The sequence below is a fragment of the Dyadobacter jejuensis genome, from assembly GCF_003149085.1.
In the GTDB taxonomy this organism is placed as follows: Bacteria; Bacteroidota; Bacteroidia; order Cytophagales; family Spirosomataceae; genus Dyadobacter; species Dyadobacter jejuensis.
Genome location: NZ_QGDT01000003.1, coordinates 300,671 through 315,661, shown reverse-complemented (window position 1 = coordinate 315,661; position 14,991 = coordinate 300,671). Strand labels below are relative to the sequence as shown.

The following is a 14,991-nucleotide window of genomic DNA, read 5'->3' as shown; positions in this document are numbered from 1 at the left end:
TCTAATGGCACTCGTAGGTAGCTTATTAAAGAAGGGGATTCGATTTGGCAATTTGGTAGCCAATCGTAAGAAAAAGAGCGTATCGCTTCAACAAAAAAAAACCTTAGCCAAACTTTTGGCAAGGGCTAGATATACAGAATTCGGGGAGACCTATAATTTTGATGACATCCTTTCGAAAATCATTTTCGAAAAGGAAGATGCTTACTATGAATTATACAAGGCTACCGTCCCTATTTTTGACTATAATACTATTTTTAATAATTGGTGGCAAAAGTCGGTCGATGGCAAGAAAGATATATGCTGGCCCGGCCGAATTAAATACTACGCTTTAAGCTCAGGTACCTCCGAGGCAGCCTCGAAGTATATCCCCGTCACCAAGGCCATGTCCAAGGCCATTCAAAAAACCAGTATCCGCCAGATCCTCTCACTAGGCCATTATAAGGACCTACCCGACGATTTGTATGAAAAAGGATTCTTGATGCTGGGTGGGAGTACCAATTTAAACAATAATGAGGACAAGCATTATGAAGGTGACTTAAGTGGCATCACAGCCAAGCAAATCCCCTATTGGTTTCGTCCTTATTATAAGCCAGGCCAAAAAATTGCCGCTGAAAAAGACTGGGGGCTTAAACTGGAAGAGATCACCCTTCAAGCCAAAGACTGGGATATTGGGTTTATTGTGGGCGTCCCCGCTTGGATTCAGCTCCTGATGGAGAAAATCATAGCCCATTACCAGGTGCGCACCATACATGATATATGGCCAAACCTCAGGGTGTTCGCCCATGGAGGAGTCTCTTTTGAACCCTACCGTAAGGGATTTGAGAAACTACTCGCCAAACCACTCATTTACATCAACACCTACCTGGCATCCGAAGGGTTTATTGCCTATCAGACTCGTCCAGATGCGCAGGGGATGGAACTGGTCTGCGATAATGGCATATTCTTTGAGTTTATTCCTTTTAACGAGCTAAATTTCGACTCGGATGGCACCCTATTGCCCAACCCACAAACCTATAAGATAGACCAAGTTCAAGACCATATTGAGTATGCTTTGCTTCTTTCTACCTGTTCTGGGGCTTGGAGGTATCTGATCGGGGATACCGTGAAATTTGTCGACAAAAGCCGTGGTGAAATCAATATTACCGGCCGGACCAAACATTATCTGAGCCTCTGTGGGGAACATTTATCGGTCGATAATATGAACAAGGCCATCGACCTCGTCTCCGATACCATGGGAATTACCGTTAAAGAATTTACAGTATGTGGAGTTAGCCACGACAACCTGTTCGCCCACCACTGGTATATAGGTGTGGAAGACGACGAGACTATCGATGCAGAAGTCCTCAAATCCAAGTTGGACAGCAAACTCGCAGAACTCAACGACGACTATGCCGTCGAGCGCAAGCATGCCCTCAAGGACCTTATCGTGACCATCGTACCCAATCGCGCATTTTATGGATGGATGCAGGCCAAAGGAAAGATGGGTGGGCAAAACAAATTCCCCCGCGTTTTCAAAAATTTCTTGGTCGACGACTGGACGGGCTACTTGAAAAATGAAGGCTTTATTTCCTAAAGCTAGGCACTAAAATCAAAGCCAGTTCTGATTGATCAGAGCTGGCTTTTTTTGTTGGCGTAATCAGACTCGGTTAGCTTATAAAGCTCGAATACGCCAACTGCAAGGCAATACCAACGAATACTACCCCTGTTAGCCTATTGAACAGTGTTAGAAAACGTGGTGTAAACCACTTTTTAAGCTTATGCGAAAAAATGGCAATGACACATTCCACCACAAAGATGGACACCACACTGGCCCCAAAGAACGCATATTCTTGGTAAAGGGTGTACTGTAAAGCCGTTCGAATGTAGGTGGCAATGGTGACCCAACTAATAAAGTTGATGGGATTAAGGCCATTTAAGAGGAACCCGGTCGAGAAATAGAGGATAAAACCCCCAAAACGCGTTTTAGGATAGGCCATTTCAGGCTTTTTACCTATCAAATTGCTCAACCCCATGGCACCCAGAAACAACACCCCTACAGCCGCCATTCCTTGCTGAAAATAAGGAATATCGGGCAAAAAAGAAGTCCCAAAAATGGCAAAAAAAACGAATAGCAAGTCACAGACAAAAACGCCAAATGCAATTTTAAATCCCGCTGTATACCCGTTATCTACGCTGTTTTGAACTAAAGAAAAGAAAACAGTACCGAAGGTAAGGCATAAACCTACTCCCGTAAGTACTCCATATAAAAGTGATTCCAGCATATTAGATACCCAAAGACCTAGCGGCCATTAAAATGGCACAAACGGAAAGAGAGTCCGTTATTTCCGAACGCATTACCATCTCCACAGCCACCGAAAGGTGAACTTTCTTAATTTGTAATTGTTCCGTCTCTTCGGGTTCGGCCTCCCCTTGGGTGAGCCCTCTGGCAATAAATAAGAATCCTTCTTCATTGGTCGCCGAATTGGAGGTATGAATCCGCGCAAGGGTATCCCATTGTTGCGCTACCAAACCAGTCTCCTCTTTCAGCTCCCGTTTTGCAGCATCCAGAGGCTCTCCTTCTAAGCTCCCTCCCCCTTCGGGTATTTCCCAGGAATATTCTTCGATAGCATATCGATACTGCCCCACCAAATAAATATTATTCTGCTCATCTAAAGGAAGTACTCCGATCGCTTTATTTTTAAATTGTACCAACCCATAAATCCCTTGGTTTCCAGATGGGTTGATTACCTCCCTATGACTTAACGCTATCCATGGGTTCTCATAAACCGTGTTATCCGAAAGGGTTTTCCAGTTGTTTTCAGTAGACATAAGCCGTTAATTATTAGTAAATTTGTATTTTACCCTTGACCGATAATGCAAAGAAACCAAAATAAGCGCAAACAACGTCTCATTCTCCTGTCTTTTCTGGCCAGTATAGGCTTATCGGTTTTAAAATTTACAGCCTATTATCTTACGGATTCCAATGCCATCCTCAGCGATGCTTTAGAGTCCATCATCAATGTAATCGCTAGTGGGTTTGCTTTCTATAGCATATACCTGGCCGCCCAGCCCAAGGATCAAAACCACCCGTATGGTCATGGCAAAATAGAATTTTTCTCGGCTGGCTTTGAAGGCGCACTAATCATCATAGCCTCCCTCTATATCATCTACGAAGCCATTTTAAGATTAATACATCCGGAGCCTATCCACAATCTTGGATGGGGATCCTCCATTATCTTATTTACTATTCTGGTAAACGGAGGCATTGGCTACTTGCTGGTCAAGGAGGGTAAAAAAGTAAATTCAAAGGCCCTTAGTGCCGATGGTCAACACTTACTTACCGACGTGATCAGCAGTGTGGTACTTATACTCAGCGTCATGCTCATTTGGCTTACCGATTGGAACTGGATCGACAGCGTAGCCTCCTTACTTTTTGGTGTATTTCTAATATACAATGGCAGCCGGCTGGTCAACAATTCCGTGTCTTTATTAATGGATGCCACCGACCCAGAACTACTCGATAGAACGGTAGGCCTTTTATCTGACAAAAAACAAAATCATTGGATCGACATACACAACCTGCGGGTACAACAATATGGAGCCGATTTGCACATCGATTGCCACCTCACCTTACCCAATTATTGGGACCTCGGTCAGGTTCATGGCGCTATTCATGATTTTGAAAACATCTTAAAAGAAGCCAATGTCGCGGAAACGGAGGTATTTGTACATGCTGACCCTTGTCTGCCACAATGTTGTGGATTCTGTAGAGTAGAAAACTGTCCTATCCGTCAGACTCCTTTTTTAAAAGATATCCATTGGACCCGAGAGCTTCTGGTAAAAAATGAAAAGCTATATAATGGCGCTGAAAAATGATATCCAGAATTTCCACTTATATTTGAATTCATAAATAGTCTAATTTTCACATATCAAATAACAATCCTTAACCATGCAAGTTTCAAGACGTGAGTTTTTAAAGCAGGCGAGCTTTGGTGCTTTAGCCGCAGCCTCCATAGGCGATTTATGGGCCAATCCAGCCAAAAAACTGTGGTTCGACATCTCTCTAGCGGAATGGTCCTTACACAAAGAACTTAGAGCCAATACCATCACCAATTTGGATTTCCCTGAAATAGCAAAAAAGGAATTCGGAATTTCTATAGTAGAATATGTAAACCAATTCTTTAAAGACAAGGCAGAAGATACGGCCTATCTCAATCAACTGCTCACCAGATGTAAAGATAATGGAGTAAAAAACCATTTGATTATGATTGACGGAGAAGGTGGAATGGCGGAGTTAGATGCCACCACAAGAAACAAGGCCATAGAAAACCATTACAAATGGGTGGAAGCCGCAAAATATTTGGGCTGTAAGACCATCCGGGTAAATGCCTACGGTAAGGGCTCCGACGCTGACGTAGCCAAGGCTGCCGTAGAAGGCCTGAGCAAATTAGGCGAATTCGCCTCTAAAACTGGCATTAATATCATCGTTGAGAACCATGGAGGTTCTTCTTCTAATGGAAAATGGCTTTCAGGAGTGATGAAAGAGATCAACATGAAAAATGTTGGAACCCTACCCGACTTCGGAAATTTCTGTATCCAAAGAGGAAAAGATGGGTGTGAGGAGTCGTATGACCGCTACCAAGGAACCGAAGAACTCATGCCATATGCCAAAGGGGTAAGTGCCAAAACCTATGACTTCGATGCCAAAGGCGACTGTATTGAAACGGATTACTATAAAATCCTAAAGATCGTAAAAGACAGTGGCTTTAGAGGAATCGCCGGGATAGAGTATGAAGGTCACCAGCTCTCGGAAAGAGAAGGGATTAAAGCAACCAAAAACCTATTGGAACGCATTGGACCGTCTATACGTTAACCGACCATGACCCGATGAGATGCCCGGCAACCCCGGGCATTTTTTATGTTATAATACCAGATAAAATAAATTCTAGTAGATTAAACAAAAGAAGAAAGGCTACTATTATTAACAGCAATATCATTCATTATAATAAAGAATAACACTATAATTTATATTGATTATGGCCATATTTTATAATATAAATTGTGACCATTTCGTTACAGATTAGTCTAATTGAGACTCTTTACCTGTTTAGGTTCATGCAAAAATCACCAGATCTTAGCACTAAAAGTTCACTTTCAAGCTTAGCATTCTACACACCAATGAAAATCAATCAGATCAAAGCAGCAATTTTAATCTTTGGAATATCCATGTTTATATCCTGTAGCGAGTTTACTGCGCCGCAGATTGTCTCGATGCAGAACATTCAATTCCAATCCTTACGTAATAACGAGTTGCACTTTTCATTGGAGAGTACCATCAAAAACACCAACACAATCCCCTTATGGGTCGACAAAATGGAGGTAGCCGTTTTTTTTGATGGGGAATTAGTAGGAACCGCCGACTCGCCCGAACAAATCAAATTACCAGGAAACACCACCTCCGACGTCACCTTGCATTATAAGGTGCCCATCAAGAAGCTAAAAAGTAACTTTATAAGTCTGCTGAGTAAAAAAGAAATTCAGTTAAAGGTAGAAGGGAAGTACACATTCAAGAACGATCTGAAGGATATTACCATTCCATACACCTACGAAACCCCATTCAATATGAAGAAGCACCTAAGCGGGTTACTATTGGGTAGTATCTAAAATTCAACTCATTCCCATATGGAAGAGCTCAAGGAGACCTAAGTAAAAAGAGGCCATTCTCTAATTTGAGAAGGCCTCTTTTTGTTTATATACCATACTTTATTGCGACTGGTTCGTACTGCTGTCGGCAAGAGACAGACCTTCCTCGACAACGATTACTTATCCCTTGGCTATTATAGTGCCCATACTCTTACCATATCATGGGCATTTTGGGGCCAATTGACCAGTTTGTATTTCGGGATCGTTAAAGATTCAAATAACGTAAAAACTCATTTCGAGTGTCCTCATTTTCGAACTTCCCACTATAGGCCGATGTAATGGTAGAGCTACCCGTATCTTTAATACCTCTCGAATGCACACACATATGTTGTGCATCAATTACCACTGCAACATCTTCCGTAGAGAGGGCCTGTTTTAGCTCATTGGCGATCTGCATGGTAAGTCGTTCCTGGACTTGAGGGCGTTTAGAATAAAAATCAACAATCCTATTTAATTTTGAAAGGCCGATCACCTTCCCACTCGATATATAGGCCACATGCGCTTTTCCGTAAATCGGCACAAAATGATGTTCGCAGTTAGAGAACACCGTAATATCCTTTTCGACAAGCATCTGGTTATACTTGTATCGATTTTCAAATAAGGTTACTGAAGGTTTATTAATGGGATTCAACCCACTGAATACCTCTTCAATATACATCTTGGCCACCCTCCTAGGAGTTCCATTCAGGCTATCGTCGGTTAAGTCCAGCCCCATGATCTCCATAATATGACGAAAATGTTTTTCGATTAGGTCTATCTTCTCCGAATCTTCCATGGCGAAAGCATCCTTCCTGAGGGGTGTCTCCAAGGACGACATTGAATGGTCCTCTCCCATATGTTCGATCATCTCGTCAGTCGGCAGGATATTCAACAAAGTTCCGTTCTGTTTCATATAAACGTATTTTCAGAGCAAGCTCTGGATCAATTAATTTTCTAAGGATATCATGTATCACCAAGGTGATATTTTCGGCAGTAGGGTTTAGCGTTTCGAACTCCTTAAGGTCTAAATTCAAATTTTTATGGTCAAAGCGATCGATAACATGCTGCCGAATCAGTCTGCTAAGATATTTCATATCGATCACAAAACCCGTTTCGGGATCGACCCTACCAGTAACCTGTACAATTAACTCATAATTATGACCATGATAATTGGCATTATTGCATTTGTCAAAAACCTCCCGGTTTTGCTCCGCCGTCCATGCCTTATTGTGTAGCCGATGTGCAGCATTAAAATGTTCTTTACGGAACACGGAAACCCTAGGATTCATTTGATATTCAGTTAGTTATACTAAAAACTCTTTTTAATGTCGTTACAAAGGTTGTGTCCAACACATTAAAAAAACAGGGATATGGCCAGGATTTCAGAATTTGCCCTCGCTAAATTTTAACGCTTAGATTTAAAAAAATGTTCAAATTTGGAGATTTTAAAATCCATGGGAGGTATTGAAGTGTAAAATTATAATTAATAAAAAAATTTAAAAATAACATTAATGCTCGTAAATTGCATCAACAGAGTGCACAAAAATAATATTCCTAACCCATTATGAATTGATATGAATAGACGAGATTTTATTCAAAAGTCATCCCTGGCCGCCACCATGACCAGCCTCCTACCCCGAGGGATCGAGGATTCCCCCCAGCCCTCCGACAGAGTCAGGTTAGGGTTTATTGGGGTGGGCTTACGTGGACAGAGCCATTTGCAGCAAGCCCTGTTTCGGAGCGATGTGGACATCAATGCGATCTGCGACATAGACCCCAACGCTATCGAAGCGACCTTGAAGCTCATTCAAAAAGCGGGCAAAAAGAAACCGACCGTCTATTCTAATGGGGATGAGGACTTCCTCAATATGGTAAAACGAGATGACTTGGACGGTATCCTTATCGCAACTCCATGGGAATGGCACGTTCCGATGGCCCTGGCTGCCATGAACGCCGGTAAATATACCGCTGTTGAGGTTTCGGCTACCGTAACCTTGCAAGAATCCTGGGACCTGGTCGACACCTATGAAAAAACGGGATCACATTGTATGATATTGGAGAATGTATGTTACCGCCGCGACGTAATGGCCGTAATGAACATGATCAGGAAGGGAATGTTTGGAGAGATGCTCTACGCGCATTGTGGCTACCAACACGACCTTCGAGGGATTAAGCTCAACGATGGGAAAAGCAATAACTTAGGAGTAGAGTTTGGAGAGAAGGGGTATTCGGAAGCCAAATGGCGGACCCAACACTCCGTAGACCGTAATGGCGACATATATCCTACACATGGCCTGGGCCCGGTGGCCCACTGGTTAGACATTAACCGGGGGAATAGGATGATGTATCTGACGTCCATGGCCACAAAATCCCGCGGGCTTCATAAATATATCGTGGACCATGGCGGCCCCAACCATCCTAATGCAGAAGTAAAGTTCGCATTAGGCGACATTGTGACGACAAATATTCAATGTCATAACGGAGAAAATATAGTCCTGATCCATGACACCAACTCTCCAAGGTCTTACTCTTTGGGCTTTAGGGCACAGGGCACCGAGGGTATTTGGATGAACGATGGGAATTCGATCTATCTAGAAGGCGTTTCTCCCAAGGAGCATGTGTCGGAACCGGCAGCACCTTATCTCCAGAAATATGACCATCCTCTTTGGGCCAAGCACGAAAAAGAAGCTGAAAATGCAGGGCACGGTGGTATCGATTACTTCGTTTTTCGTGGTTTTGTAGAAGCAATAAAAAGGAAGGTAGCCCCACCTATCGACGTATATGATGCGGCCGCCTGGAGTGCTATCAGCCCATTATCGGAGCTATCGATTGCTCGAGGCAGTTCACCCGTCGAAATACCAGACTTCACCAGAGGCAAATGGCGTAACAATACCCGTATTTTTGGCCTGAATAACGAATTTTAAAGTATATTAATTAACTTCCAAAATAACCACCATTCTCAATGAATAATAAAAACAATTACCTAGGCCCTCTCCTCATCATTGGTGTACTCTTTTTTGTCATGGGTTTCGTGACATGGGTAAATGGTACCTTAATTACCTTTTTCAAAAAGGCATTTGGACTCGACAATACCAGCTCCTATCTGGTGACTTTTGCATTTTTTATCTCTTACACCGTCATGGCCATCCCCTCATCGATGGTTTTGAAAAAGACAGGATTTAAGAACGGGATGTCGTTAGGCTTACTGATTATGGCCTTGGGAACCCTAATTTTTATTCCTGCAGCCGAAATGGCCTCCTATGCCTTGTTTCTAGTAGGCTTGTTTACGATAGGCATTGGACTCACCCTGCTGCAAACCGCTTCTAACCCCTATGTTACCATTCTAGGCCCCAGAGATAGTGCGGCGCAACGGATTAGCATCATGGGTATTGCCAACAAATCGGCTGGTATCATCAGCCAGGTGGTAATTGGAAGCCTTCTGCTTTCGGGTGTGGCAGCTACGGACCCCATAGAGGAGCTCGACAAGGTGACCGTTCCATATCTTATTCTTACGGCCATTCTGATAGGCCTTGCCCTTCTAATTCGCATGTCGAAGGGGATGGTGGAAGTGAGTGAGGAAGAAGAAGAAAAACCTACCACAGGACTTACCGAGCCAGTTGTTGAAAAAACGAGTGTCTTCCAGTTCCCCAACCTGGTATTAGGAGTTATTGCCTTGTTTTGTTACGTGGGCGTAGAGGTAATTGCCGGCGATACCATCATTAATTATGGGGTTTCCTTGGGCTTTCCCGAAGAAGAAGCCAGGCTATTTGGCACCTATACCCTTGCGGGGATGATGTTCGGATATTTACTAGGCATTGTGCTTATACCCAAATATGTTAGTCAGCAAGCCTATTTAATCTTTTGTTCGGTACTGGGTATTGTCGTTACTATAGCCGCTATATTCTCTACAGGCTTTACCTCCGTTCTTTGTATAGCAATTCTTGGGTTTGCCAACGCCGTTATTTGGCCTGCCTTGTGGCCATTAGCCTTGAGTGGACTCGGCAAGTTTACCAAAATAGCCTCAGCATTTTTGGTAATGGGTATTTCTGGAGGAGCCATATTACCACTCGTTTATGGAGGATTAGCTGACAGCATCGGGAGCACACAACAAGCTTATTGGCTAATGGTCCCTCTATATTTATTTATGTTATACTTTGGCTTTATCGGCCATAAAAAGAAAAGCTGGTAAGAATGACCATATCAACACCCGGGAGAATATGTCTATTCGGCGAGCACCAGGATTACCTGGGCTTGCCGGTTATTGCATCGGCAATCTCTCGTCGCATTACTTTACAGGGAATACGCCGATCGGACCGCCAAATCGTTCTTCATCTTCCAGATTTGGGCCTGACCGAGCAGTTTGACCTGGACCATACCCAGCCGTATACTCAGACAAGAGACTATTTTAAAAGTACCATCAATGTCTTAAAACGGAAAGGACTCCAATTTTCTAAGGGTTTTGAGTGCAACATCCATGGCGATATCCCTATCAATTCGGGAACCTCTAGTTCCTCGGCATTGATAGTTAGCTGGGCACACTTCTTAGATCAGATGAGTGATAACCCCATGAACCTCAGCCAAAAGGAATTAGGGGAGGTCGCCAATATAGCAGAAGTGCTGGAATTTGGTGAGCCTGGCGGTATGATGGACCATTATTCTACGGCCATGGGTCATGTCATTTATTTGGAATCCACTCCAGAGTTGTCGGTAAAAACCCTTACCCCACCACTCGGTACTTTTGTCCTTGGCGATTCCCTCGAGCCCAAGGATACGTTAGGAATCCTTGCCCGATGTAGGTTTGGTATGGAGGCCGTTTTTCAAAAGATCAAACAAACGGATCCATCATTTTCAATTTTTGATATCGGTTTGGAGGACAGTCTGTCCTATCAAAAATTCCTTACCAAGGACGAGTATAGCCTGTTAAAGGCCAATATTGAAGATAGAGATATATTGCTGGAAGGAAAAAAACTTCTTTCAACATCGGTCGCCACCGACCAGTCCCATTTCGATCAGCGTTTTGGTGAATTATTATATGCGCATCACCTCAATCTGCGCGACCATAAACGCACCTCAACGCCCAAAATAGAGCGGATGATGGACGCCGCATTAAAAGCGGGTGCCCTAGGTGGTAAGATTAATGGTTCGGGAGGAGGAGGTTGCATGTTTGTATACGCCCCCCAAGGTGCCGAAAACGTAGCCGACGCCATTAGGCAGCAAGGCGGTAAAAGTTATATTATGCAGGTCGACAAAGGGACAGTCCGTCATGAAGATTGCCCAAAGTAAGAAGAAAACGATTATTTTTGCCCAGAGTAAATTACTCTGGGCTTTTTTTTGTTTGAAAGATACGACTCCATTAACCCCTTCCAATCATGGAAGCCCTTCACTCAGACATAGACCTACCTGCTCAATGCAGATTTAGACATTTTTAATATATGCGCATCGACGATACTAGCGACAGAAAATCAGGCATCTATTGCCCTTCATTAACTCAATATACGCGTAGGAAAACGATCGCAGTCCAGATCGGAGACCTTCCGTTGGGGTCGGATTATCCGATTCGTATTCAGTCAATGACAACCGTTGACACGATGGATACCCAAGGCTCAATAGAAGAGGTGATTCGGATGGTCGATTCGGGCTGTGAATATGTGCGTATCACGGCTCCAAGTGTAAAGGAGGCTCAGAACCTCGAAAACATAAGGAATGGATTGCGCAAACGGGGCGTTCATGTACCCCTCATTGCCGACATACATTTCACTCCAAATGCCGCAGAATTAGCGGCCAAAATCGTAGATAAGGTCCGTATTAATCCAGGGAATTATGCCGACAGGAAACGGTTCGAAGTCATTGATTATTCTGAAGAATCCTATGCCGCTGAATTGGTAAGAATCAGGCAAAAATTTGTCCCGCTCATTTCTATTTGTAAAGAATATGGAACCGCCATGCGCATAGGTACCAATCACGGCTCGCTTTCCGACCGCATATTGAGCCGCTATGGCGACACCCCACTAGGCATGGTGGAATCGGCCTTAGAGTTTTTAAGGATTTGCGAAGAGCACGTATATTATAATATAGTGCTCTCTATGAAGTCCAGCAATACCCAAGTAATGGTAGAGGCTTATCGCTTGCTGGTAGAACGAATGGATGCCGAAGGATTAAAGCCCTATCCGCTCCATTTGGGAGTTACCGAAGCGGGAGAAGCCGAAGACGGGCGCATCAAATCGGCGGTGGGCATCGGAACCTTGCTCGAAGATGGCCTAGGGGATACCGTGCGGGTATCGCTTACTGAAGCCCCAGAAAATGAGGCTCCTGTAGCCAAAACATTGGTAGACCGCTACGTAAAGCGGCTACCTCATGAGCCTATACCTCCCCTAACGAAAATCCCCATTAACCCTTACCAATATACCCGACGTCATACCCAGGAATGGGGCAATATAGGGAGCGGAAATGTGCCTAGGGTCGTAGCCGATTATTCTCAGATAAAACTTGAAAAGTACGATCAGCTGAAAGCAGTTGGACATTTTTACCTTCCCGTACCCGACAAATGGGCCATGAACGACCAAGGAGCCGACTATATCTATACCGGCCAACAACCGGCCGCCTTCATGCTACCCAACGGCCTCAAGGAGATTATGGATATAGATCGCTGGGCTTTATCCGACGACAAGGCCAATAAATACCCGATGTTTACGGCCCAGCAATGGATGCACCGAGGCCTGGCCGAAATTTCGGAAAACTTGAATTTCGTTAGATGTACCATTCACGACTTTTCCGAAGACCTCCTTCAGTGTTTAAAGTCCTACCCTAACCTAGTACTCGTGCTCTCGAGCCATAACCAGCATGCTATGGCTGAAATGCGTCGTGTATTTTTCTTGCTACTCGAACATGAACTCCCCATTCCAGTCATCATAGAAAGAAACTACTCGGCTTACTTAGGCGATGCCCTCACCCTATATTCGGCTACCGATATTGGTGGGCTACTCATCGACGGATTGGGCGATGGCCTCATGCTCTCTCCCGACCTTCCCGAAGAAGCCACAGCGGAACAAAACCTCGATGCTTTGAAATCATTTAATGGCATCGCATTTGGAATATTACAGGCGGCTCGCACCCGCATGTCCAAAACTGAGTATATATCTTGTCCTTCTTGTGGCCGCACGTTATTCGATTTGCAGGAAACAACCGCCATGATTCGTCGGCATACCGAACACTTGAAAGGGGTCAAAATTGGCATTATGGGTTGCATCGTCAATGGACCGGGCGAAATGGCCGATGCCGATTATGGATATGTGGGAATGGGAAAAGATAAAATTTCGTTATACCGAGGACAACAAGTGATTAAAAAGTCGGTCCATACCGATTTTGCTGTGAAAGAGCTTATAGAGCTCATCAAGGAGGACGGTCGCTGGATCGAGCCTAGCGAGGTAGAAGTTTTAAATTAGATTATTATTTATAAGCAGTCCTGGAGACTGCCTCAGAATAAAACAACAGTTCATATGAAAAAGTACTTTCAACTCGGCGAAGTATTTCAATATTTCGTTCGCGTCTTCAAAAAGCCAGATCCCAATATGCCTACCTCCTTTAATCTGAGGGTGATGCATGGTATCAACAAAATATCTATTGTGATGTTTCTTTTCGCCTTAGGCGTCATGCTATTCAGAGCCCTAACCCGATGAATCAAGAACTGCTCCGAGACTACTGCCTATCGTTCCCTGGAGTTACCGAGGAACTACCCTTCGGCCCTGACATACTAGTATTTAAGGTGATGGGAAAGATGTTTTTACTCACTGGTTTGGATGAAATCGATGTGAGTTATAATATCAAATGTGATCCAGAACTGGCAGTAGACCTTCGTGCGCAGTACCCAGCGGTGCAGCCGGGTTATCATATGAATAAAAAGCACTGGAATACGGTACATATCGATGGATCAATACCCACCGATATACAATTGAGGTGGGTCAAAGACTCTTACGACCTGGTGGTCAAAAGCCTGACGAAGGCCCTACAGCAGGAGTTAAACTTGCTTGGTAAAGAAGGGGAAAATTAACTATAACCACAGTTGATTATAGCCACAATAAGAGCCTGGCAGCCGTTTAACGAATACCAGGCTCCCTAGACATACGAAATCAAGCTTCTTTTGCAGCCGCTTTAATTTCTTCATCCAATTTTTTACTCAGCGTGCCGCAGACACCCTCAATAGCGTCGGCCATCACCTTGTCGTTAGTGGCCGTAAGAAGGGTATCCGCAATACCACTCATGAGCTCAATATAAAACCTTTTCATATCGAAGACCTCCATGTCCTTCGTCCAAAGATCTATTTTTAACGTCCCCCGGTGGTAATGATCCCACACCCCTATAGCAATGGCGCGCGTATCATTAATTCCCTCATTGGGATTATCGGTAGCATTCCAATAGATTTTCTCGGGGATGTTCTGGCTGTCCAGTTCTACGTTAAAGTTAATGTCTGATTTCTTCATAAAGGATTTAAATTGTATACCCACCAATAAAGGATTTACACGCTAACAAGTTCCCGAAAAGGTCATTTTCCAATCTGCCCGAACACCTTTTCGAGTAAGCCAGTCACCCTTGCAGCCGGATCTTCCCTGATTTTCTTCTCCTCTTGGGCGATAAGGGTATACAAGCCATCTATCGTTTTTTGAGTCGCATAGGCTTTCAAATCCGGATCCACCTTCTTTACAAAAGGCAGCTTATTATACGTTCCTACGATTTCACCATAATATTCGGTGGCCTTGTTGAGATTTAAGGTACTATCAACCACTGGAAAGAAAGTCTTAAATAGCTCATCGTTAGTAGACCGGCGAAGGTAATCCGTAGCGGCATCATCCTGCCCCTTCAAGATCCCCATGGCATCCTTGATGGTCATAGAGGTAACGGCCTTCACAAAGATGGGCTTCGATTTTTTTGCAGCATCTTCAGCCGCCCTATTCAACGCCAGGGTAAACTTATCCACCTCAGCACCAAGTCCCATCTTAGTGAGCGTCTCTGCCACCTTTTGCGCCTCAGGTGGAACGGCTAGCTTTATTAATTCATTTTTAAAGTACCCATCCAACTTAGAGGCCTTTTCGGAACTATTGCCAACACCCACGGTAAGGGCTTCTTTTAGGCCTCTTACGATTTCATTTTCCGACGAATCTTCACCAGAACTCTGTTGCTGGCCAAATATTTTCTCAAGCCCTTTTGATATTTGCGCCTGAGAAGCACAACTTGTAAGACTAAATAAGATAAGTCCAATAATTACCTTTTGTTTCATCCTGATTTTATGTTTGTTAATTAGTTACTACGGTTCAAACGTAATCAATAACGATTAAT

At 43.9% G+C, this 14,991-nt stretch carries 16 protein-coding genes; 10 read left to right on the top strand and 6 right to left on the bottom strand.

Features of this window, described 5'->3' with window-relative positions; translation table 11 throughout:
* Positions 1 to 4 precede the first annotated feature (4 nt).
* Entirely contained in the window at positions 5 to 1,573 is a 1,569-nt protein-coding gene (locus CLV98_RS08220) for a GH3 family acyl-acid amido synthetase (RefSeq protein ID WP_109673833.1), read from the top strand.
* Between the two features lie 73 nt (positions 1,574 to 1,646).
* Here CLV98_RS08220 and CLV98_RS08215 read toward each other — a convergent pair whose 3' ends face one another.
* Entirely contained in the window at positions 1,647 to 2,261 is a 615-nt protein-coding gene (locus CLV98_RS08215) for a LysE family translocator (RefSeq protein WP_109673832.1), read from the bottom strand.
* A gap of 1 nt (position 2,262) precedes the next feature.
* Positions 2,263 to 2,808, bottom strand: coding sequence for an NUDIX domain-containing protein (locus tag CLV98_RS08210; RefSeq protein ID WP_109673831.1), 546 nt, complete (start codon positions 2,806 to 2,808; stop codon positions 2,263 to 2,265).
* A gap of 45 nt (positions 2,809 to 2,853) precedes the next feature.
* Between CLV98_RS08210 and CLV98_RS08205 the strand changes: the two genes are divergently transcribed.
* From CLV98_RS08205 to CLV98_RS08195, 3 genes are all read left to right on the top strand, one after another.
* Positions 2,854 to 3,855, top strand: a complete 1,002-nt coding sequence (locus CLV98_RS08205) for a cation diffusion facilitator family transporter (protein ID WP_109673830.1) — start codon at positions 2,854 to 2,856, stop codon at positions 3,853 to 3,855.
* A gap of 73 nt (positions 3,856 to 3,928) precedes the next feature.
* Positions 3,929 to 4,852, top strand: coding sequence for a sugar phosphate isomerase/epimerase family protein (locus CLV98_RS08200; RefSeq protein ID WP_109673829.1), 924 nt, complete (start codon positions 3,929 to 3,931; stop codon positions 4,850 to 4,852).
* A 305-nt stretch (positions 4,853 to 5,157) separates the two neighbouring features.
* Complete coding sequence (locus CLV98_RS08195) at positions 5,158 to 5,643, top strand: LEA/WHy family protein (RefSeq protein ID WP_158281219.1); 486 nt, start codon at positions 5,158 to 5,160, stop codon at positions 5,641 to 5,643.
* Between the two features lie 244 nt (positions 5,644 to 5,887).
* Here the strand turns inward: CLV98_RS08195 and folE are convergent, their stop codons facing one another.
* Entirely contained in the window at positions 5,888 to 6,574 is a 687-nt protein-coding gene (gene folE, locus CLV98_RS08190; protein ID WP_109673827.1) for a GTP cyclohydrolase I FolE, read from the bottom strand.
* Positions 6,534 to 6,950, bottom strand: coding sequence for a 6-pyruvoyl trahydropterin synthase family protein (locus CLV98_RS08185; RefSeq protein ID WP_109673826.1), 417 nt, complete (start codon positions 6,948 to 6,950; stop codon positions 6,534 to 6,536). The genes folE and CLV98_RS08185 overlap by 41 nt, the downstream gene beginning before the upstream one ends.
* 285 nt (positions 6,951 to 7,235) lie before the next feature.
* Here CLV98_RS08185 and CLV98_RS08180 point away from each other — a divergent pair, with 285 nt between their 5' ends.
* From CLV98_RS08180 to CLV98_RS08155, 6 genes are all read left to right on the top strand, one after another.
* A complete protein-coding gene (locus CLV98_RS08180; RefSeq protein ID WP_109673825.1) occupies positions 7,236 to 8,585 on the top strand; it encodes a Gfo/Idh/MocA family protein in 1,350 nt (449 codons plus the stop codon).
* A 38-nt stretch (positions 8,586 to 8,623) separates the two neighbouring features.
* Positions 8,624 to 9,850 carry a sugar MFS transporter gene (locus tag CLV98_RS08175; protein WP_109673824.1) on the top strand — a complete coding sequence of 409 codons (1,227 nt, stop codon included), beginning with the start codon at positions 8,624 to 8,626 and terminating at the stop codon, positions 9,848 to 9,850.
* 2 nt (positions 9,851 to 9,852) lie between these two features.
* Entirely contained in the window at positions 9,853 to 10,944 is a 1,092-nt protein-coding gene (locus CLV98_RS08170) for a GHMP family kinase ATP-binding protein (RefSeq protein ID WP_109673823.1), read from the top strand.
* A 149-nt stretch (positions 10,945 to 11,093) separates the two neighbouring features.
* Complete coding sequence (ispG, locus tag CLV98_RS08165) at positions 11,094 to 13,103, top strand: (E)-4-hydroxy-3-methylbut-2-enyl-diphosphate synthase (RefSeq protein ID WP_109673822.1); 2,010 nt, start codon at positions 11,094 to 11,096, stop codon at positions 13,101 to 13,103.
* A 54-nt stretch (positions 13,104 to 13,157) separates the two neighbouring features.
* On the top strand, positions 13,158 to 13,337 hold the full coding sequence (locus CLV98_RS08160; RefSeq protein WP_109673821.1) for a DUF6728 family protein: 180 nt from the start codon (positions 13,158 to 13,160) through the stop codon (positions 13,335 to 13,337).
* Positions 13,334 to 13,708, top strand: a complete 375-nt coding sequence (locus tag CLV98_RS08155; RefSeq protein WP_109673820.1) for an MmcQ/YjbR family DNA-binding protein — start codon at positions 13,334 to 13,336, stop codon at positions 13,706 to 13,708. The genes CLV98_RS08160 and CLV98_RS08155 overlap by 4 nt, the downstream gene beginning before the upstream one ends.
* A 79-nt stretch (positions 13,709 to 13,787) precedes the next feature.
* Here the strand turns inward: CLV98_RS08155 and gldC are convergent, their stop codons facing one another.
* Together gldC and CLV98_RS08145 are read right to left on the bottom strand one after the other, a co-directional pair.
* Complete coding sequence (gene gldC, locus CLV98_RS08150; RefSeq protein ID WP_109673819.1) at positions 13,788 to 14,138, bottom strand: gliding motility protein GldC; 351 nt, start codon at positions 14,136 to 14,138, stop codon at positions 13,788 to 13,790.
* A 62-nt stretch (positions 14,139 to 14,200) separates the two neighbouring features.
* Positions 14,201 to 14,932 (bottom strand): DUF4197 domain-containing protein, encoded by a 732-nt coding sequence (locus CLV98_RS08145; protein WP_211319997.1) that lies wholly within the window; start codon positions 14,930 to 14,932, stop codon positions 14,201 to 14,203.
* Between the last annotated feature and the right edge of the window lie 59 nt (positions 14,933 to 14,991).